The 18,334-nt window shown below is 70.0% G+C and carries 20 protein-coding genes and 1 CRISPR repeat array (1 of these 21 cut by a window edge); of the genes, 16 read left to right on the forward strand and 4 right to left on the reverse strand.

Going from position 1 to position 18,334, the window contains the following annotated elements:
• Nucleotides 1-96 precede the first annotated feature (96 nt).
• The 5 genes from ACIO9J_RS14845 to ACIO9J_RS14865 all read left to right on the forward strand — a co-directional run bounded on the left by ACIO9J_RS14845 (nt 97) and on the right by ACIO9J_RS14865 (nt 3,690).
• Nucleotides 97-231 (forward strand): hypothetical protein, encoded by a 135-nt coding sequence (locus tag ACIO9J_RS14845; RefSeq protein WP_401997971.1) that lies wholly within the window; start codon nt 97-99, stop codon nt 229-231.
• Nucleotides 228-1,010 (forward strand): DUF2637 domain-containing protein, encoded by a 783-nt coding sequence (locus ACIO9J_RS14850; protein ID WP_401997973.1) that lies wholly within the window; start codon nt 228-230, stop codon nt 1,008-1,010. The genes ACIO9J_RS14845 and ACIO9J_RS14850 overlap by 4 nt, the downstream gene beginning before the upstream one ends.
• A gap of 80 nt (nt 1,011-1,090) precedes the next feature.
• Nucleotides 1,091-1,255 carry a hypothetical protein gene (locus ACIO9J_RS14855; protein WP_401997976.1) on the forward strand — a complete coding sequence of 55 codons (165 nt, stop codon included), beginning with the start codon at nt 1,091-1,093 and terminating at the stop codon, nt 1,253-1,255.
• A 375-nt stretch (nt 1,256-1,630) separates the two neighbouring features.
• Nucleotides 1,631-1,984 (forward strand): plasmid mobilization relaxosome protein MobC, encoded by a 354-nt coding sequence (locus ACIO9J_RS14860; protein ID WP_401997979.1) that lies wholly within the window; start codon nt 1,631-1,633, stop codon nt 1,982-1,984.
• Nucleotides 1,981-3,690, forward strand: coding sequence for a mobilization protein (locus ACIO9J_RS14865; RefSeq protein ID WP_401997982.1), 1,710 nt, complete (start codon nt 1,981-1,983; stop codon nt 3,688-3,690). The genes ACIO9J_RS14860 and ACIO9J_RS14865 overlap by 4 nt, the downstream gene beginning before the upstream one ends.
• On the opposite strand, the gene ACIO9J_RS14870 is transcribed toward ACIO9J_RS14865, so the two are convergent.
• Nucleotides 3,691-4,248 (reverse strand): flavoprotein, encoded by a 558-nt coding sequence (locus tag ACIO9J_RS14870; protein ID WP_401997985.1) that lies wholly within the window; start codon nt 4,246-4,248, stop codon nt 3,691-3,693.
• On the reverse strand, nt 4,245-5,027 hold the full coding sequence (locus tag ACIO9J_RS14875) for an HAD-IA family hydrolase (protein WP_401997988.1): 783 nt from the start codon (nt 5,025-5,027) through the stop codon (nt 4,245-4,247). The genes ACIO9J_RS14870 and ACIO9J_RS14875 overlap by 4 nt, the downstream gene beginning before the upstream one ends.
• A 46-nt stretch (nt 5,028-5,073) precedes the next feature.
• Between ACIO9J_RS14875 and ACIO9J_RS14880 the strand changes: the two genes are divergently transcribed.
• The 6 genes from ACIO9J_RS14880 (at nt 5,074) to ACIO9J_RS14905 (ending at nt 9,195) form a co-directional block, all read left to right on the forward strand.
• A complete protein-coding gene (locus ACIO9J_RS14880; RefSeq protein ID WP_401997991.1) occupies nt 5,074-5,532 on the forward strand; it encodes a helix-turn-helix domain-containing protein in 459 nt (152 codons plus the stop codon).
• Nucleotides 5,525-6,316, forward strand: coding sequence for a hypothetical protein (locus ACIO9J_RS14885; RefSeq protein ID WP_401997994.1), 792 nt, complete (start codon nt 5,525-5,527; stop codon nt 6,314-6,316). The genes ACIO9J_RS14880 and ACIO9J_RS14885 overlap by 8 nt, the downstream gene beginning before the upstream one ends.
• A 563-nt stretch (nt 6,317-6,879) precedes the next feature.
• Entirely contained in the window at nt 6,880-7,305 is a 426-nt protein-coding gene (locus ACIO9J_RS14890; protein WP_401998643.1) for an ATP-binding protein, read from the forward strand.
• Nucleotides 7,302-7,784: a hypothetical protein gene (locus ACIO9J_RS14895; RefSeq protein ID WP_401997996.1), complete on the forward strand. Its 483-nt coding sequence runs from the start codon at nt 7,302-7,304 to the stop codon at nt 7,782-7,784. The genes ACIO9J_RS14890 and ACIO9J_RS14895 overlap by 4 nt, the downstream gene beginning before the upstream one ends.
• 140 nt (nt 7,785-7,924) lie before the next feature.
• Complete coding sequence (locus tag ACIO9J_RS14900; RefSeq protein ID WP_401997998.1) at nt 7,925-8,125, forward strand: DUF5999 family protein; 201 nt, start codon at nt 7,925-7,927, stop codon at nt 8,123-8,125.
• Nucleotides 8,122-9,195, forward strand: a complete 1,074-nt coding sequence (locus tag ACIO9J_RS14905) for a hypothetical protein (protein WP_401998001.1) — start codon at nt 8,122-8,124, stop codon at nt 9,193-9,195. The genes ACIO9J_RS14900 and ACIO9J_RS14905 overlap by 4 nt, the downstream gene beginning before the upstream one ends.
• A 76-nt stretch (nt 9,196-9,271) precedes the next feature.
• Here ACIO9J_RS14905 and ACIO9J_RS14910 read toward each other — a convergent pair whose 3' ends face one another.
• Nucleotides 9,272-10,435 carry a helix-turn-helix transcriptional regulator gene (locus ACIO9J_RS14910; protein ID WP_401998004.1) on the reverse strand — a complete coding sequence of 388 codons (1,164 nt, stop codon included), beginning with the start codon at nt 10,433-10,435 and terminating at the stop codon, nt 9,272-9,274.
• Nucleotides 10,436-10,441: 6 nt separating this feature from the next.
• Nucleotides 10,442-10,864 (reverse strand): NUDIX domain-containing protein, encoded by a 423-nt coding sequence (locus tag ACIO9J_RS14915; protein WP_401998007.1) that lies wholly within the window; start codon nt 10,862-10,864, stop codon nt 10,442-10,444.
• A 171-nt stretch (nt 10,865-11,035) separates the two neighbouring features.
• Here ACIO9J_RS14915 and ACIO9J_RS14920 point away from each other — a divergent pair, with 171 nt between their 5' ends.
• The 5 genes from ACIO9J_RS14920 (at nt 11,036) to fxlM (ending at nt 17,951) form a co-directional block, all read left to right on the forward strand.
• Nucleotides 11,036-11,833, forward strand: coding sequence for a TauD/TfdA family dioxygenase (locus ACIO9J_RS14920; protein ID WP_401998010.1), 798 nt, complete (start codon nt 11,036-11,038; stop codon nt 11,831-11,833).
• A gap of 1 nt (nt 11,834) precedes the next feature.
• Nucleotides 11,835-12,290, forward strand: a complete 456-nt coding sequence (locus ACIO9J_RS14925) for an FxLD family lanthipeptide (protein WP_401998012.1) — start codon at nt 11,835-11,837, stop codon at nt 12,288-12,290.
• 95 nt (nt 12,291-12,385) lie between these two features.
• Nucleotides 12,386-15,448, forward strand: a complete 3,063-nt coding sequence (locus tag ACIO9J_RS14930; protein WP_401998014.1) for a lantibiotic dehydratase — start codon at nt 12,386-12,388, stop codon at nt 15,446-15,448.
• Nucleotides 15,448-16,644: a lanthionine synthetase C family protein gene (locus tag ACIO9J_RS14935; RefSeq protein ID WP_401998017.1), complete on the forward strand. Its 1,197-nt coding sequence runs from the start codon at nt 15,448-15,450 to the stop codon at nt 16,642-16,644. The genes ACIO9J_RS14930 and ACIO9J_RS14935 overlap by 1 nt, the downstream gene beginning before the upstream one ends.
• A 77-nt stretch (nt 16,645-16,721) precedes the next feature.
• Nucleotides 16,722-17,951: a methyltransferase, FxLD system gene (fxlM, locus tag ACIO9J_RS14940; protein WP_401998020.1), complete on the forward strand. Its 1,230-nt coding sequence runs from the start codon at nt 16,722-16,724 to the stop codon at nt 17,949-17,951.
• A gap of 45 nt (nt 17,952-17,996) precedes the next feature.
• Nucleotides 17,997-18,334: a CRISPR direct-repeat array (repeat unit 26 nt; unit sequence CGGAACACCCCCGCGTCGGCGGGGAG) (it continues 481 nt past the right edge of the window).

The raw sequence follows: 18,334 nt of genomic DNA on the forward strand, positions 1-18,334 counted from the left end.
GTGAACGCCCCTTACTCCCACCCCACAAGCCCCACTCCCCTGCCCTGGAGCCCTCCGCCTTGCACTCCCCTGCCCCGAGCAACCCGGCAGCCATGCGTGGCAGCCGCAGCGTCCCCACCGGCATCGCTCGGCTCCCGTTCGCCCCCAGCCGCCGAGGGCGAGGCACTCGCCCAAGTGGCGATCCTGGCGATGCTCGCCGAGCCCCCGCACCCGCTGGGAGACCTCGTGTGAACCGCAAGGGACGCATCACCCTCGTCATCGGTCTGGTCGCCGTCGTCCTCATGGCCTTCCGCGTCTCATGGAACGCGTTGTCCGACGTGGCCCGCGCCATCGGCGCAGACCCCACCGCAGCCCTGCTCTACCCGATCGTGATCGACGGGCTGATGGCCCTCGCCCTGGTCGCCACGCTCGTACTCACCGGCCCCGACCGGAAGTTCGCACTGCGGGTCCTGGCGGCCTACACGATCGCCAGCCTCCTGCTCAACTACGTCCACGGCCTCATCCCGGCCCTGCACACCACATCGATCCAGTGGGGCCGACTCACCGACCAGCCCCTGGCGAACTGGGCCCTCGTGCTGCTGGCGACCTCGCTCCCGGTCGGGTCGATCTACTTCGGGTCGGACCTCGTCGCGAAGGTGCTGCACCACACCCCCGAGTCGGCCGACTCCGCCGAAGCGGCCTCTGCCCAGTCGGCCAGCCAGCAACCTGACCAGTCGGCTGGCGAGCAGGCGGCGCGGTCGACGTCTGACCAGGCCGAACCGGCTCCCGAGCAGTCGACCGAGTCGCCCCCGCGAAGGCCGCCGAGGCGCCCGCGACGGGGCCGACCGAGGCCGACAAGTCGGCCTCCGGCCCCGCTCCCGCTGCCCGACCGCCCCGGTCGGCCGCCCTGGCGGAGTCGACCGGAACCGCCCCGCGTCGAGCGACCGGTCGGGTCCCCTCCGCCAAGCCGACCGCCGACCGCCCCCGCAACCGCACCGACGCCGAAGTCCTCGACGAGGCCCGACTCCTGACCACCGACTGGAGCGACGACCAACTGACCGCCCGACGACTGCGCGACGAACTACGCATCAGCCAACGTCGCGCTCCCGCCGTGCGCGACCAGCTGCGGGCCGAGCGCGCCAGCCAGACCGAGCCCGTCGCATACGAGGACTTCGAGACCGAGCCTCTCGCCGGACTCGAAGAAGCCGCCTCCCCGCACCAGGGGGAACTCAGCACAGCCCCCGTCGAGGCGGCCCGACCCCAGCAACAGCACTGATCGCCCCGCCCCCTTCCGGCGTCCCCGTGCCCCGTGCAGACAAGCACAGGACACGGGATGCCATGCACCCGAACCCAGCACCCCACGGAGAACCAGCCCATGCACGACCCGCACCATGAACTGCCCACGCCCCAGGAACAGGTGATCACCACTCCCGTCACAGCGGGAGCAAGTTGTCCCGGGAGCAATGCTCCCGGAATCCCCGCCCCACAGGGGGCGGAGAACGCCCGGCACCAGGGGGCGCCGGGCGAGCAGGCTGCGACCGAGGGCGGACCGCAGCAGGGAGGGGACCGGCCTGCCGAACAGCCTGCGCGCAAGCGCCAACGTCCCCGTCAGCCCACGCACCGCAAGCGTCTGCACCAGCCCAGCTGCCGCATGAACGACGCCGAGCTCGCCCGCTTCACCACCGCCGCCCAGGCGTGCGAAATGAGCAACGCCGCCTTCCTCGCCTACGCCGTCGACAAAGCCGCCCGCGACCTGACCCGCACCGCCTCCGAGATCGCCACCGAGCGGCAAGTCATCGACGAGCTCTTCGCCGCCCGACGCCACCTGGGCCGCATCCACGGCCTGTTCAACCAGACGGTCAAGGCCCTCAACTCCGGCGCCGACGTACCCCACTTCGACGCTGCCGCCCAGGTCGTCGCGGACGCGGCCAGTCGCATGGACGACGCAGCCGATGCCCTGCTCGCCCACCGCGACGGCGCCGCGGATGGCGGTGTCCCTGAGTGATCCCCAGCATCCACAAGCGCGGCAGCGAGACCATCGGGCTGATCCGCTACCTCTACGGCCCCGGCACCAAAGAGGAGCACATCGACCCGCACCTGGTCGCCGCCTTCGATCCGCTCACCCCAGACCCCGGCCGCGACCCAAATGCCACCCATCATCAGCTGGAGCGCCTCCTCGACCAGCCCGTCAACGCCCTGCCCAAGAGCCGCCGCCCCGCCAAGCACGTCTGGCATATCTCCGTGCGGGCCAGCCCGGAGGACCCGATCCTGTCCGACGAGGACTGGGCCGCCATCGCCCGCCGCACGGTCGCCGCCACCGGCATCGCCCCCGATGGCGACGAGCAAGCCTGCCGCTGGGCGGCCGTCCGGCACGCCGACGACCACATCCACATCATCGCCACCCTGGTCCGCGACGACGGCCGCCGCCCCCGCCTGCACAACGAAGCCCGCCATGCCCAAGCCGAGGCCCGCCGCATCGAAGCCGACTACCACCTGCGCCGCGTCACCCCGGGCGACGGCACCGCCGCCAAGCGCCCCACCCGCACCGCAGTCCACAAAGCCGAACGCCTCGGTCAGGAAGCCACCTCACAGGAGCTGCTGCGCGAGCACGTCCGCCGCGCCCTGGCCGGCGCCGCCGACGAGGTGGAGTTCTTCGACAGGCTCGCTGCCGAAGGCATCCGCATCCACAAATGCATCGCGCCTTCCGGCGACGTGCTCGGTTACAAGGTCGCCATCGTCGGCGACCGCAACAAGGAGCGGGAGCCCGTCTGGTACGCGGGTTCCACCCTCGCCCCCGACCTCTCTCTGCCCCGCATCCGCAAGCGATTCACTACCGTCACCGACACGGACACGGAGCCCACGCCGCTGGACCGTAGCGGCGCTTCGGCGCCTGCCCGCGCCCGCCACACCGCTGCCGAGGCCACCGACTGCGCCCGCGCCGCGTTCGCGTCCGGCGACGACACCACGGCAGCGGCCCAGCTGGTCGGGGTCGGTGAGGTTCTCGATGCCCTCGCCCAGACCGCAGGCGGGCCCAGCCGCGCCGAACTGCAAGAAGCCGCACGGCACTTCGAGCGTGCCACCCGCTCCCATATCCGCGCCAAGGACGAGGAGATGTACGCCCTGCGCCGCGCGGCCCGCCAGATCGTCCACTCAGGTGCCGCCCTCGGCCGCGGCCCGGACAGCACCGCCACCGCCCTGAGCCTCGACGTGATCATCTTGGCGGTCATCGCCGCTGCCCGCTGGCACGCTGCCCGTGGCCACGCTCAACAGGCCGAAGCCGCCCAGCAGGCCGCCACCCACCTGCGTACCGCCTACCACGCCACCGCAGCCGAACCGCTGGCCGCTCTGCGCGCCCACGGCGAACGCCTGCCCGCGCCCCGTCGCCAGCGTCACACCGCCACGGTCCGCACAGCCCTCCCGCACCTCGCCGACCGCCTCCAGGACGAGCCCGGCTGGGACTCCTTGGTGATGGTCCTCGACCAAGCCGAGCAGGCCGGATACGACACCGCCGCCCTGCTGGCCAAGGCCGCCGCACAACGCGAACTCGGCAGTGCCGACTCGGCCAGCGACGTCCTGATCTGGCGACTCCACCACCTCGGCTACATCAACCCGCCGCCGAGCCCGAAGCGGCAGCCAAGCCCTGCTTCGGGTGCCGCTCCCGTCGCCGCGGCCGTCTTCCGGCAGGAAGCAGCGCGACCGCGCCGACGGTGATCACGGCCGCTCCGACACCTTCGGAGCGAGCAGCTCCAGCGCCTCCTCCCACCGGAAGCGGTCGTCTCCGCCGCCTGCCTTCGGCCGGTGAGGCTCGTACGAACCGATCAGGACGCCCATCTCGCGCAGCCGCTCCAAGCTCTGGCTGTACGCGGGGTGGGCGGCCAGGGAGGAGTTGAGGTACGGGAGGACGGCAGTGGGGATGCCGAAGCCGTACGCCTCGCACAAGATGCCCAGCGCCAAGGTGTCGGAGATCCCGGCGGCCCATTTGTTGATGGTGTTGAAGGTGGCCGGTGCGACCGCGATGGCGTCGGCGGGCGGCAGCGGGCGCGGATCGCCCGGGGAACGCCAGGCCGAGCGGATCGGGTAGCCGGTCTGGGCCTCGACGGCCTCGGCGTCGAGGAAGCCGCGGCCCTGAGGGGTGGCGACGACGCCCACGTCCCAGTTCGCCTCCTGGGCAGCGGTGATTAGTTTGCCGACGTCACCGGCGATCCCTGCCGCGCACACGACGACATACAAGAAGGGCCTCTCGGCCCGCTGGCCAGGCTGATCGCTCACGCGGGGGCTCCCCGTTGACGTTCCGCTCGCTGAGTGGCCGTCCGCGTCGCCGTTTGGAACAGCAGCTCATCGAGCCGAGCCGCCGTGACCGCGGCGTCGGTGTGGTGGATGGTGGTGATTCCCAGGGCTTCCGCAGGCGGCAGATTCTTCGCGTGGTCGTCCACGAAGACGCACTCGGGTCCGGTCAGGTCTAGGGCATCCAGGGTTCGTTGGTAGATGGCCGTAGAGGGCTTGCGGACGCGCTCGACTTCAGAGAGAACCATGGCGTCGAAGCCTTGGTACATCCCCGGTTCCGTGTAGGGGTTGAAGGGTTCAAGGCCAAAGCTGTTCGACAACATAGCCACCTTGATCCCCGCAGCACGGGCGCGCTCCGCAGCGGCGACTATCGCGGGTTCCGGGCGGAGGTTGGCCAAGGCCCGTCGCATCAGATCGGTCGGGTCGACACCGAGAATCCCTCCGATGACGTGGTTCCACTCCTCCTGTGTCGCCCTGCCTACTTCAAGGTCGGCGTACACGCGTACCCCGTCGGGGTTCTCTTCGAGGGCATGGAAGTAGGCCCCCGGCGTGAGCCCCTCCGACCTCTCAAAAGCTTCGCCATTGAGGCGCATCCGGGTGGTGAGCACACCGCCGAAGTCAAGAATCAATCCACGGTAGGACAACGCATCTCCTCGCGTGACGTGCGCGTACGGCAGTCCGCCACCGGCGTGGCAGCGGACCATGAGTGCCCTCCCGTGGGAGGAGGTCTCCAGTATCACGCGTTGCTGGAGCTGACCGGGCATACGCTCCTACAGAGCACCTTGTTCGCGCGCAGAGAGAGGCCAAGTCATGGGGCAAGCCAAGGAGTTCACCCTCGGCCAGCGCATCCGCTTCTACCGAGAACAATGCGGCCTGTCCCAGAAGGCGATGGCGGAGCTCATCGGTCGCGGTGAGAACTGGGCGTACAAGGTTGAGCATGATCAACTGCCCATCGACCGCATCTCCGTGCTCATCAAGCTCGCGCAGGTCCTCCACGTCGAAGACCTGAAGGACTTGTCCGGGGGCTACGTACACGGGTCGGTGACGGGACCTAAGACCGAGCACACCCATGTGCCGGAGATCCGGCAGGCCCTCTCGCTTCCGTCGTCCCTGCTGCCGAAGAACATCGGTGTCGTGAGCGCTGACGACTTCGCGGCCTCCGTCACTGATGCATGGACGGTGTACGAGACGCAGGGCGAAGAAGCGGTACGCAGATGTGGGACAGCGTCTTCCGGCCCTGCTTCGTGCAGGGCATGCGGCATTGCGTGACGCCAGTGGTACGGACGCGGAAGGTTCGACGCTTCGCCAGCTCATCAGCCTGTACGGGCTGTTCCAGATCTGGCTCCGCCGCGTCGGGGAACCGACGCTCGCTCGCATCGCGGCTGACCGAGGGCTGGCGCTCGCGGACCGCGCCAGCGACCCGGCACTTCTCGCCGCGGCATCGTGGAACCTGTCGTGCGTGCTCACATCGGCTGGTGATGTAAGGGACAGCGTGGAACTCGCGAGGCAGACGATCGCGAGCTGTAAGCCCGGCGAGGACGCGGCCGCCGAGCACCTGTCGGCATACGGAGCACTTCACCTCCAGGCCGCGGTGGCCGCAGTGCGGGCGAACCAAAAGACTGTGGCCTGGGATCTCTACCGGGAGGCGGAGCGCATCTCGGTCCGGATCGGAGTCGATCGGAACGACTGGCACACGTGCTTCGGTCCGACGAACGTCGCGATGCACGGCGTTCACCTGACCGCCGAGGAAGGCGACGCGACCGAGGCGCTGCGGCTGGCGGACAACGTCGAGATGCCGGAATCGCTGACGTTGAAAGTTCTCCCACTGGAGCGCCGCACGCGGTACTTGATCGAAGTCATGAACTGCAACCGCATCCAACGCGACGACTACGCAACGGTGTACATGCTCAAGAAGATCACGGCCCAGTCGCCCGAGGAAGTCGTCTTCTCTCCACTGGTACGAGAGGCCGTCACCGATCTCATGAAGCGGGAGAAGCCGACATGGCGCGACGACGTGCGCGCCGTCGCGCAGCACATCGGCATGGCCGCATAGTGATCGGCTGATCCCTTAGCGTGAAGCTCCCCTGATTTTCCCTCAGGGGGCATCCGCCTAACTCCCCCTAGCTTCCTTGTCCATGACGAGGCATCACTTAGGGAGCACCACCAGCACACCCGAGTATCGGGTGGCACGGGTGGTTGGCGAGGAGGTCCGGCACACTCACGCCGGGCGCCTTTCCATTCCCCTCGCGCTCCACCGAGGCCGGGACCATGTCGCTGACGTTCCGCTCGTCGTCACGGCGGACGAAGCAACGGAGTTGCACGCGCAGATCGGGCGTCTCCTCCCCATGATGTACGACGGGGAGGAGACGTGACCTCTCCGCGACGCTCTCCGAGCGAGCGTGTACGGCGGATGACGCTTATCGACGCGTCGATCGGCTCCGCTCCGGCCAGTTCGTCGGTGGGGCAGGCTCCTTGCGTCCGACTAGAGGTACGTGCTCGACGTCGGACCGCGCTGTTGGACTCGACCGTCGAGTTGTGGGCAGAGGGCGGCGAGCCGAGATGCCCGTGATGACGGTGGCCAGAGCCGTATCCCAGCGTCAGACCGCATACGACCTCATGTCGGTGTCCTTCGAGGTGGATAAGCGGCCGCCGGGCGTACCCCTTTCGAAGAGCGACGCGCGGCGAGTGGAACAGATGAGGCGCCTGGCGGCTGCCCGTCTTCACTACTGTGCCCTCGCGGAACTCGTGGAGCCGGTCCGGCTCGTCGTGAGTGAGCTGGTGACCAACGCCCTCGAACACGGGGAAGGATCAGTGACCTTCTCCCTTCTATGGTCGCGAGGCACGGTAGAGATCGCCGTTCGAGACGGTTCCTCCGAGCGCCCGAAGGAACAGAATCCGAACGCCAACTCCGAGAACGGCCGTGGACTTCTCCTCGTGGCGTGGGTGGCCAACGAACACGGCGGTGCTTGGGGAGTTCGACGGGGCGGCCGGGAAACGTGGTGCACCCTCCAAGCCCCGTCACCAGGAGGCGGAGCGGCATGATTCGCCTGGTGGAGGTGCCGCCCGCCTCATCTCCGGCGGCGGCCAAGGTGGTGGTGTACGCGTGCATCGCACCCGCCGAGAACGTTGACCTCGACGATGCCCTGCGCCCGACCCGGGCGTACGTGAAGGAGCAGGGCTGGGAAGAAGTCGCGGTCTTTGTGGACCGCGCCTACGTGGCCGTTCCTTGCGCCGAGCGTGAGCAATGGATGAAGGCGCTGGCCCAGGCAGAGGCAGGAGCCGCGGTCGGCGTCGTCGTCCCCTCGATCGGCATGGTCGCCATGTCGGACGAGGACAAGAGGCTGTTCGCCGAGTGGCAGCAGAAGACCGGTGCGTTCGTCTCCTCGCCGGGCTCCCGTCTGGGAGCGGTCACCGGCCGCGCGTACGGATTTCAATATCCGGCGGTCCCTTCGACCACGGTCGCCGATGACCGGCGAAGTGGCGCTGAGCAGGAGTCCCGCCCGGCGAGAGATCGAGGCTGAAGACTCCCGATCCCACTGCTCACGCGTAGGGACCACAACTCACGAAGCCGTTCCCGGCCCGACCGAGACCGTTCCCCAGCCCTGCGAGGGCCGGGAAGAGCCAATGACCAGATAGCGACGACCGAGAGCTGAGAGAACCCATGTGTCAGCACCAGATCAAGTGTCCGACCGCCGCGTCGGCGGACAGAGACGCCGCTGCGGCTGTGGCCCCTCACCCCGAGCAGGGCTGGAGCCTGTTATGCAACGGCGTCCTGTTGTTCGAGGACACCGGCGAGCTGCTGCCGGACGGCAAGATCATCGCCCCGCACCGGCCGAGCCCCTCCGCGATGGTGACGGCGTGACGAAGTCGCTCCAATCCGGCATGACGGCCGTGCCGCCACGAGCCCCGGGCGCGCGCGGCCTGCTCCTCCAAGCCGGCGGCCTGCTCCTGCTCGCCACAGGTGGCTCACTGGCTGGTGTCGTTGTGCATGTCGGAGCCATGTACGGCGTGCACTGGCCGCCGCGCACCGGCCACTACCTCGTCCTGCTCCAACTCGGTGCCGCCACTGCCTTGTTCATCTGGCTCCCCTGGGTGGTGATCGGCCGTACCGCCCTCACCTTCGACAAGGTCTCCCCGGGGCAGCGCCTGCTGCAATGCGGCGCGGCAGTCGGCTGCGGAACGCTCTCGCTCTGTATGGCAGCGCCTGCGTTCAGCGCAGGAAGGCTCGGACAGGCCGTCTTCGGCTGCTCGGTGGCGTGGCTCGCGATAGAGGTGTCCCGCTCCAACGGAATCGCGCTGGAGCGTCCATCCTGCTCGCCGGACAGGCGGCAACGGCGGCGGGAAACGTGGAGGATCACGGAGTCCGTACTCGCTGCGTGCGCGATGGGCGCGGCCCTGACGTTCGTGCTGTGGCAGATCCTGCTCCGCCTCGACGCGGATGTCCTGCCGGTCATGGAGGGCGGTCAGCTCTCCACTCTCGGCCTCGGCGGCATCGGCGATCTCCTCGCCATGGTCGTGTGGACTGTGGCCATCGAGGACGTCGTCGTCGTGGCAGCCGTCGCCGCTCTGCTGACGGCCGCGCGCCGCCCGGCCTGGCAGGTCTACACCACGATCTGCGTCGTCGAAGTCCTCCTGCACGCCTACTTCGGGCTACCTGCCGTCGGTATGGCCCTCTACGCCGCGCGCCGTGTCTGGCTCTACCGGCGATACCAACGCCTGCTTCCGCTCATCGTCGGACATGGCCTCTTCGATCTCCTCGGCTGCCTTCTGATGCCGCTGTCGCTGGCTTACCGAGTGCTGGTGGTCCTTTCGCTGCTCATCGTGGTGCAGCTGATCGAGCGGCGGGTGATGGCTGTCGCGGACGAGCCGGGGCTGATCGGTAGGACCGTCCCCGTGGCCGATCCCGAGAAGGAGACCCGCTGTGACCGGTGAGCAGGTATTGATGGAGATGCCGGTGGTGGAGCCCGTCCGGCCCTCAGCGAGGGCAGTGTCGGCAACCGGAGCGGGCTCAGGCCGCCATCTCCTGCCGCATGCGCTCCAGGGCCGCGGTCGCCGTGGCCCGTACGTCGGGCAGCTGGTCGGAGGCGGCCCGGATGATGCGCTGCAACTGGTGCGGCAGGCGCTGTCGGGCGGCCTCGCCGAGGGCGGCGTTCAGGGCTTCGCTGGCCCCGGCGCGGTCCTTGCCGATGAGCCGGACGCGGGCGCCGGTGATGTCGGCGATCACCCGCCATTGGGCTCCCGTGCCGGTGGCGTCGGGCGCGTTGTCGACGAGCTGTATGGCGGCCTGGGAGCGGCCGGTGGCGATGAGGCCGCGCAGCCGGATCTCGTGCAGGGCGTAGGGGTTGAACAGCGATGTGTGCTCCGCATGATCCAGGAGCCTGTCGGTCTCGCGTACGGCGGCGTCGAAAAGGGGACCGTGGCGGAGGGCTCCGGCGGCGCGGGCGAGCAGGGGCAGTGCTGCGGCTCGGGCGGTGTCGTCGGGAGCGAGGGAAACGGCCTGCTGGAGGCGGTCGACGGCGGCGCCGGTCAGGCGGGCCTTGCGGAGTTCGTTCCCGTGCATGCGCAGCACGTGGGAGGTGAACGCGGGATCGTCGAAGTAGCGGGCGATGGTCAGGCTCTTGGCGGTCCAGCGGGCGGCGGTGGGCAGGCGTTCTTCAGGAAGGACGTTGCCCAGGGCGACGCCGAGGCCGACGCGGGCGCGGGCGAGCAGGTGCAGTACGTCGCGTTCGGCGTGCCCGTCCTCGACGCGGGCTTCCAGCCGGGCGACCAGGGGCCACAGCTCGGCGACGGCTTCGGAGGCGTGCCCGGACTGGCGGGCGATTTCCGCCAGGCGGACCGTGGACTGGCCGAACTGGAGCATGGCGCGATGATCGGTGTCGGCGGGGTCGGTGACGCCGAGGACGTGTGGCGGGATGCGCAAGCACTCGGCGACGTGGCGACGCGAGGTCGTGTCTTTGGGAGAGCGTTTGCCCAGTTCCATCGCCGAGACGGTCGTCTTGTCGTAGCCGAGCAGGGCGCCGAGCTCCGTCTGGTTCATGCTGTGCACGGTTCGGTAGAACCGCAGGATGGCGGCCAGGTCGCCGGTGGCGAGGAGCGCTTGGGCCTGCGGCGTCGCCCAGTGCCACAGGGCGTGCTGCGCCTGGGGGCGCCTCGCCAACTCGGCCTTGTTCATGGCGCGTTACCTCTGGCGGTGGAACCAGGCGGCGATGGACTGCTTGTAGCCGTCGGGCATGTTCAGGTCGGGGACCTCGCCGACGGTGAACAGGCCGATCTGCTTGTGCTCGTGGCTCAGGACCGGTTCGAGGCCGGGTTCCAGCATCTCGCAGCCGTAGGTGATGATCACGACCCGGCGTTCCGGCTTCGTCTCCGGCAACGGCTGGTAGATCCACACGTCCAGCAGCGGGCCGGCCTTGACCGGCCATCCGGACTCCTCGCTGATCTCCCGCTCGACGGTCACCTCGGGACTCGGGTCCTCGGGTTCCAGCCGCCCGCCGGGCAGCTCCCACTCGTCTCGCTCGTTCTTCAGCAGCAGTACGCGGTCGCGTGCGTCCACTACGACGCCCTTGACGGAGACGGGCCAGGTGGGAGGCGTGTAGACCATCGAAGTCCTTCAAGTTCGCGGCCGGTCACGGGCATTCGGAACGTAGCACGCCACGTTCAACTCGCCACCGCCGTGCGCGGATTGCCCGAGTCGACAATCTGTCGCTTTACCCCCTGGCCTCCCGCTCACCACCCTGAATGCATGTCCGCCGTCGTGAGAAGGAGCTCTGCGATGCGCCACGTTCCTCAGCAGACCGATGGCCTGTTCAGCGGCCACCGCATCGACGCCTCCCGGCCCGGCGCCATCGACCGCATCACGGACGGAGTACGCAAGCGCGGGCTCATCACCCTGACCGGCATCGACTCGCGCACCGATGCCCTCGCGCTGGCTGCTCAGATCATGGCCGTCATCCCGCACCGGGACTCCGACTCCGACGGCATCACCACGATCCGCGACACCCGCCGCCACACGCACCGGGCCGGGTTCGCCGGATTCGGCAACGGCCCGCTGGAACCCCATACCGAACGCTCGGGGGCGCCGAACCCGCCCCGACTGATGATGCTGGTCTGTTGCCAGGCGGCCCGCACAGGTGGTGACAGCGTGCTCGTGGACGGCAGGGCCGTGCACGCCGACCTGGTGACCGGTGCGCGCGCGGCGGCATACGCGCTCGCCCAGCCCCGCAGCGCCTACTTCGGCGCCGGGGACGGCCACCCCAGTCAGGTCTTCACCCTCTACGAAGACCACCAGGTCGCGGTGCGGCTGCGCCTTGACGGGCTGGCCCGCTTCAGCCCGATCGTGCAGCCCTACCTGCCCACCCTGCGCGCCGCGATCGCCCGCCACCGACTCCTCATGCCGATGGCGCCGGGGCAGGGGTACGTGCTGGACAACCGGCGATGGCTGCACGCGCGGACGGCCTTCACCGGAAACCGTGTGTGCTGGCGGGCGCTGGGGCAACCGCGCTTCGCGATGTCGGACGGCTTCACCCCACAGCTGGTCGCCCAGGCCGCTCCCGCGCTGGCGGGGCCGTGAGATGACCGACCACCGCATCCGCACCGCTGTTGCCCGTGACAAGCGCGGGCGTAACCGATTACAGGATTTCGGCGAGGGCGCTGCCGTTCTGACGTGGTGGGTGGCCGTCCTGACCGGCTTCGGCCTGCTGGGCCTCTCGGTGCGCCAGGACCTGACCGACCAGTCGGCGCAGGCATTGGTCCCGGCGTCCGTTCCCGACACCGCTGTGGAGGCCGTCGTCTCACCGAGCCATCCGACTCCGGCACCCCCGCCGGGTGACCGGTCGTACCACCCGTACCTCGCACTACCCCGAGGAGAAGGAGACAAGACCATGCCCAACACCACCGCGTCACAACGGGACCCGTTCGACCTCGACGTGAGCGTGACGACGGATCCCTCCAACGGCGACGACACCCCGTGCACCACCGACGACGGCTGTGACCCGACCTGCGACTCCTCCTGCAACAGCAGCGTGTGACGTCGTAACCCTGTCTGGGTGGGGCCGGGAGATGTTCCTGGCCCCACCCCTTACCACTCGCATGCCCTCGCATGCCCACAGCCGGAGGACGACTCATGACGCTGCTCTACCGGCACACCGGGGTCGCCCTGCTGCGGTCCACGGCACTGCCGCTCACCCACGCCCCCACGACCTGGCCCGACTTCGCGAACCCGGATGGGTGCCGCAGCTGGCTGCGGCAGGTGTGGGGAAGCCCCGGCCTCGCCCAAGCGATCAGCCAGGCCAGCCCGGCCCTGGCCGCTCGCGTCGCCAAGCTCCTGGGCGCAGAGCCCGCGTGGGATCGTCAGGTACGCCGGGCGACGGCGGCCGTCATGCGCTACCTACTGCGCGCCACCGGACGCCCCACACCGTTCGCGCTGTTCGCCGGGGTCGCGCCCGTGAGCATCGGAGCAGACGCCCACATCACGTGGGGCGAAGAGCACCGCCCTTTCGTTCGCGTCGGCGCCGAATGGCTGGCCGACATCGTCGGGCTGCTGGAGAGCCTGCCCGCGGTACTGGACCGTCTTGAGGTGGAGTTCAGCAACCTCGCCGTACAGCGGGGAACGCGCATCGAACTACCCCACGGCCCCGACAGGGTGAGCGTGCGGCACACCGAGGCCGTGCAAGCCGTGAGGGACGCGACCGCGCGTCCCTCCCTCGTCTCCATCGTGGCCGACAAGATCGCAGGAGCGTTCCCCGAAGTACCCCCGGAAAAGGTTCGCGCTCTGCTCGCCGAGCTTGTGCGGCGCGGGTTTCTCATCACCGGGCTACGTGCTCCGTTCACCGTCACCGACCCTCTCGGCCACGTCGTGGATCGGCTCCGCGAGGCGCACGTGGACCGTGTGGGTGAGGCCGTGCCGTTGCTGCGGCTGCTGGAGTCGGTCCAGGCCGACGTCGCCCACCACAACGCCGACTCCACAGCGGGAGTCCTGCGGGCACGCTTGCGGAACGATCTGACCGTGCGGATGCGGGAGGTATCCAAGGCCGGGCGTACGCCGCTGTCGGTAGACCTGCGACTGGACTGCCAGGCACGTATCCCCGAAAGCGTCGTCCACGAAGCGGAGCGGGCCGCGAGCGTGATCGCCCGGCTGACACGGCAGCCTGGCGGCCAGGCGGTATGGCGGGACTTCCATGCGGCATTCTGCGACCACTTCGGCATCAACACGCTCGTCCCGCTCGCCGACGCCATCCACCCCGACACCGGCATCGGCTACCCGGCCGGATACCCCGGCAGCACCCGGCCCGAGCCACCCAGCGACAGCACGGCCGAACGCGACGAGCACCTCTTGTCCCTCGCGTGGGAGTCGGCCGCCGACCACAGCCGGGAGGTCGTCCTGACCGAGGAAACCATCACCGCGCTGACGATCCCCACCGGCGGCCGCGCGATCCAGGTCCCGCCTCACGTCGAACTCAGCGCGCGCATCCTCGCGACCAGCCCACGGGCCTTGGAACGCGGCGAGTTCACGCTGACGGTCTCCCCCGCCCGCGCGGCCGGGACACTCACCTCCCGGTTCACCACCACCGCCTCCGGCACCGGCCTCGAAGGCACCTACCGCACCGTTCCCGCCGCCACCGAGGGCGCACTGCCGGTGCAGCTCTCCTTCCCGCCGATCTATCCACATGCGGAGAACATCTGCCGTGTGCCCGCCTACCTGGACCACGTGCTGCCGCTGGGCGAACACCGCGGACTCTGCTCCTCACCCCAGAACAAGGGCACCGAAGCGGAGATCATCGCGCTGGACGACCTTGCCGTAACGGCGACCCGCGACGCACTGCACCTGGTCAGCCTGTCGAGGCGCCGGGTGGTCGAGCCGCAGGTGTTCCACGCCCTGTCCCTGGGCAAGCAGCCACCGCCGCTGGCCCGGTTCCTGGCCCACCTGCCGCGTGCGTTCACCGCCGGATGGCATGAGTTCGACTGGGGCCCGCACACCGCCCGCCTGCCTCACCTCCCGCGCGTCCGCTACGGCCGCACCATCCTGTCCCCGGCCCGCTGGCGGCTGACGGCCGCCGAACTGCCACCTTCGAATACCGAACTGACCGCATGGCGGAGGGCCTTGAAGGCGTGGCGGGAGCGCTGGCACTGCCCCGTCCGCGTCGAGCTGCGGGACGCGGACCGGACCTTGCGGCTGGACCTGAACGAGGCGTCGCACGCCGCGCTCCTCCGCTCCCATCTGGCGCGCTGCGATCTGGCCGAACTCGTTGAGACCGCACAGTCGGCGACCGAGTACGGCTGGCTCCGGGGGCACACCCACGAACTCGCGCTGCCCCTGGTCACCACCCAGCCGCCAACTCCCGCACCCCGCCTGGACGGACCTCTGCCGCTCACCGACAGCCGCAGCCACGGCCACCTGCCCGCCGCTTCCGGCTCGCGGTGGCTGTACGCCAAGATCTGGGCGCATCCGGAGCGGCATGAGGAGATCATCGGCGCGCACCTCCCCCGCCTCATCGCTGAACTGGCCGACGGTCCGGCGTGGTGGTTCGTGCGCTACCGCAGCGCCACTGAACGCGACCACCTCAGGCTGCGCATCCGCTCCGACAAGTTCGCCACCCACGCCGAGGCCATCGGCACCTGGGCGGAAGACCTACGGGCGCGCGGGCTGTGCGGCGGCCTGGCGCTGGACACCTACCGGCCCGAGTCCGGCCGCTACGGCGGCCCGGCGGCGATCCAGGCGGCCGAGGCGGTGTTTGCCGCCGACTCCCGTACGGTCCTCTCCGAGTTCCAGCATCCCGTCGACGCAGCCCCGGCCGCACTCGTCGCGCTGAACATGTGGGACATCTGCCAGGGCCTGCTCGGCGGGACGGCCGAGGCGGTCCAGTGGCTGACCGCCCGCCCGGCCCCGGACGCCGTCCCGGACCGGACGATCACCGAACAGGTCACCACCGCCGTACGCGGCGGCCAGTGGGACGATCCCACCGCCTGGCCCACCCCGATGACCACGGCCCGCCTCGCCCGCCGCGACGCCCTGGCCCGCTACCGCAACGCCCTGCCACCGCAGGCAGACGTGGACACGGTGCTGGAGTCCCTGCTGCACATGCACCACAACCGGGCGCTCGGCATCGACCGCGAACATGAGCGGGCCTGCCGCCGTATGACCCGCCACGCCGCCCTCGCCCTGCGCGCCACCGAGGTGCCCCGGTGATGTCCGCACCGATGCCTCAGCTGGCTGCCACCCACCAAGACCCGTGGTGGAGCCAGTCCTTGGCCCACGGCGCGCCCGGCACGGTCCTGCTCCACATCACCCGCGCACGTACCGGTCGCGGAAGCTGGGACAGCGCCCACCGGTGGGCCACCGCCATGACCACCCGCCCCGCGACCGCGCACCCCAACCTGGCCGGGCTGTTCCTCGGTGTCCCCGCCATCGCCTACGTTCTGAACACCGCGGGCCACCCCGCCTACGAGCGCGCCCTGACCAGCCTGGACCGCCCGATCGCCGCCCTCATCCGCCACCGCCTTCGCGCGGCACATCACCGTCTCAGCTCCCACCAACCCGCGCGACTACGGGAGTTCGACCTGACGCGCGGCCTGACCGGCCTGGGCGTCTACCTCCTGCACCGGCACGGCGACGGAGACCTGCTGCGCGAGGTCCTCGCCTACCTCGTACGCCTCACCCACCCGCTCGACGACGGGATGCCCGGCTGGTGGAGCAGCGACGGACCCAACGGCAAGCCGTCGGCGACATGGCCCGGCGGGCACGGCAACCTCGGCCTCGCTCACGGCGTCACCGGCCCCCTTGCGCTCCTCGCCGCCGCGATGCGACGCGGCATCGCCATCGACGGCCAGACCGAGGCGATCAGCCGAATCGTCGCCGACCTGGACCGCTGGCAGCGCCCCACCCGAGCCGACGGCGTGTGGTGGCCCGGCCTCATCACCCCTGACGAATGGGCGACGGGCACCGTCACCGCCAGCACTCCCCAACGCCCCTCGTGGTGCTACGGCACCCCCGGTGTGGCCCGCGCCCAGCAACTGGCCGCCCTCGCCCTGGCCGACAAGTCACGTCTCGACCACGCCGGGCAGGCCCTCGCTGCGTGCGTACGCGACGATGCGCAACTGTCGCAGCTCACCGACGGCTCCCTTTGCCACGGCTGGGCCGGACTCGTACGCACCGTAGAACGAGCCGTCGACGACGACACCAGCGGCGAACTCGCCCCCGCCCTGCCCGCCTTGCGAGACCGGCTGGCTCACTGGGCCGAAAGCGAGCAGATACCCGAGCGCGGCGGGCTACTCGAAGGCCCCGAAGGCATCCACCTGTGTCGGCCGGGCACGTCACCGCCCACCACGGTCGTCGACACGACAGCCGACACCGCCTGGGATGCCTGCCTGCTCCTGGACGGCTGACCCGCCGCGCCCCACTCGCCCGGTCACTGCTCTCACCCCGCCGCCACGCGATGACGGCCCTCGCTTCAAGGACTCCGATGACCAACACACCTGCCGAATCCCCCGCCCTCCCCTCGGAGCTGCGCAACCGCCTGGTCGACCACATCCTCGCCGCCGGACACGCCACCGATCCGCGCGTCGAGGAGGCACTCCGCACGGTGCCGCGCCACCTCTTCCTCCCCGGCAGCGACGTGGAGACGGCCTACGCGAACAGGACCGTGATCACCAAACGGTTCGAGGACGGGAAATCGCTGAGCTGCGCCACCCAGCCGACCGTGATGGCGATGATGCTCGACCAACTCGCCGTCCGCGAGGGCGACAACGTCCTGGAAGCCGGGGCCGGAACCGGCTACAACGCCGCCCTCCTGCGCCTTCTCACCGGACCCAGCGGAGGTGTGGTGACCCTCGACAGCAACGCTGAGGTGGCCACCGAAGCCCGCTCACGCCTGGATTACACCGGGTACGGCGACGTCATCGCGCTCACCCGCGACGGGGCGTTCGGCGCGCCCGAGTACGCCCCCTACCAGCGCGGCATCTTCACCGTCGGCCCCTGGGACCTGCCGCCCGGCCTCCTCGCCCAGTTCGCCGACGGGGCACGGCTGGTGGTACCGCTGCGGTGGCGGGGGCAGTCCCGCAGTGTCGCCTTCGTCCGTGACGGCGACACCTGGCGCTCAGAGTCGATCGAGCTGTGTGGGTTCGTGCCCATGGTCGGCCAGGGCGGCGAGAAGACGGCCGCGGTCGACGATGCCGAGAGCGTCACGCTCCGCTGGGACATGGACCAGAACATCGATCCGGACCGACTCCACGGCGTCCTTGACCACCCGAAATCCGTTCTGCGGACGGGCGTCACGTTGGGGCCGAACGAATCCTGGGACGGAGTATGGCTGCGGCTGACCGCAACCGAGCCGGGCACGTGCGGGATCCGGGCTGACCAAAGTGCCTTCGACTCCGGGCTGTGCACGTCCGCGAAGGCAAAGGTGTACGGCCCGGCTCTGGTCCAGGACGGATCGCTGGCCTACCTCACCACACGACGCGTCGAGGGCGAGGCACCGCTGTGGGAGCTCGGGGCGATCGGGCACGGACCGGACGGGGAAAACCTTGCCGAGCGACTGCGGGCCGACATCAGGACCTGGGATACCGACCGTGAGGCACGCCCGTCCATCAGCATGCACTCGGTGAAAGCTCCGACAGCCGAGCTCTCGGAGGGCTTGATGGTCATGAAGGAACATGTCCGCCTCGTCCTCGCCCTGCCCGACAGCAAGGGATGAGCTGGGCTTGAACTACTGCGCCCGCCGATGACCGCCGGGTCTCAGGGGAACACCCCCGCGTCAGCGGGGAGCACAGCGGCTCGCTGGTGCCGCTGCCCGTCTGGAACGGAACACCCCCGCGTCGGCGGGGAGGACCGAGGCGGTGCCGGCACCGGCATCCCCGTTGGCGGAACGCCCCCGCGTCGGCGGGGAGCACATGAGGGCCTTCTCGTAGCGGCGGGTGCCGAACGGAACACCCCCGCGTCGGCGGGGAGGACCGGTCACACACATGGGCGCTGTCGCAGCGCGCCGGAACACCCCCGCGTCGGCGGGGAGGACTTCACGAAGCCGGTCCTGGACGTCGTGAACTCCGGAACACCCCCGCGTCGGCGGGGAGGACACGT

Origin of the sequence: Streptomyces sp. NPDC087300 (assembly GCF_044744425.1) — a bacterium.
In the GTDB taxonomy this organism is placed as follows: Bacteria; Actinomycetota; Actinomycetes; order Streptomycetales; family Streptomycetaceae; genus Streptomyces.

Excerpts from the sequence above, each read along its gene's own strand:
- ACIO9J_RS14860 (WP_401997979.1), top strand. The coding sequence starts at position 1,631 with ATGAACGACGCCGAGCTCGCCCGCTTCACCACCGCCGCCCAGGCGTGC.
- ACIO9J_RS14875 (WP_401997988.1), bottom strand. The coding sequence starts at position 5,027 with ATGCCCGGTCAGCTCCAGCAACGCGTGATACTGGAGACCTCCTCCCAC.
- ACIO9J_RS14880 (WP_401997991.1), top strand. The coding sequence starts at position 5,074 with ATGGGGCAAGCCAAGGAGTTCACCCTCGGCCAGCGCATCCGCTTCTAC.
- ACIO9J_RS14890 (WP_401998643.1), top strand. The coding sequence starts at position 6,880 with ATGTCGGTGTCCTTCGAGGTGGATAAGCGGCCGCCGGGCGTACCCCTT.
- ACIO9J_RS14895 (WP_401997996.1), top strand. The coding sequence starts at position 7,302 with ATGATTCGCCTGGTGGAGGTGCCGCCCGCCTCATCTCCGGCGGCGGCC.
- ACIO9J_RS14900 (WP_401997998.1), top strand. The coding sequence starts at position 7,925 with ATGTGTCAGCACCAGATCAAGTGTCCGACCGCCGCGTCGGCGGACAGA.
- ACIO9J_RS14910 (WP_401998004.1), bottom strand. The coding sequence starts at position 10,435 with ATGAACAAGGCCGAGTTGGCGAGGCGCCCCCAGGCGCAGCACGCCCTG.
- ACIO9J_RS14915 (WP_401998007.1), bottom strand. The coding sequence starts at position 10,864 with ATGGTCTACACGCCTCCCACCTGGCCCGTCTCCGTCAAGGGCGTCGTA.
- ACIO9J_RS14920 (WP_401998010.1), top strand. The coding sequence starts at position 11,036 with ATGCGCCACGTTCCTCAGCAGACCGATGGCCTGTTCAGCGGCCACCGC.
- ACIO9J_RS14925 (WP_401998012.1), top strand. The coding sequence starts at position 11,835 with ATGACCGACCACCGCATCCGCACCGCTGTTGCCCGTGACAAGCGCGGG.
- ACIO9J_RS14930 (WP_401998014.1), top strand. The coding sequence starts at position 12,386 with ATGACGCTGCTCTACCGGCACACCGGGGTCGCCCTGCTGCGGTCCACG.
- ACIO9J_RS14935 (WP_401998017.1), top strand. The coding sequence starts at position 15,448 with ATGTCCGCACCGATGCCTCAGCTGGCTGCCACCCACCAAGACCCGTGG.
- fxlM (WP_401998020.1), top strand. The coding sequence starts at position 16,722 with ATGACCAACACACCTGCCGAATCCCCCGCCCTCCCCTCGGAGCTGCGC.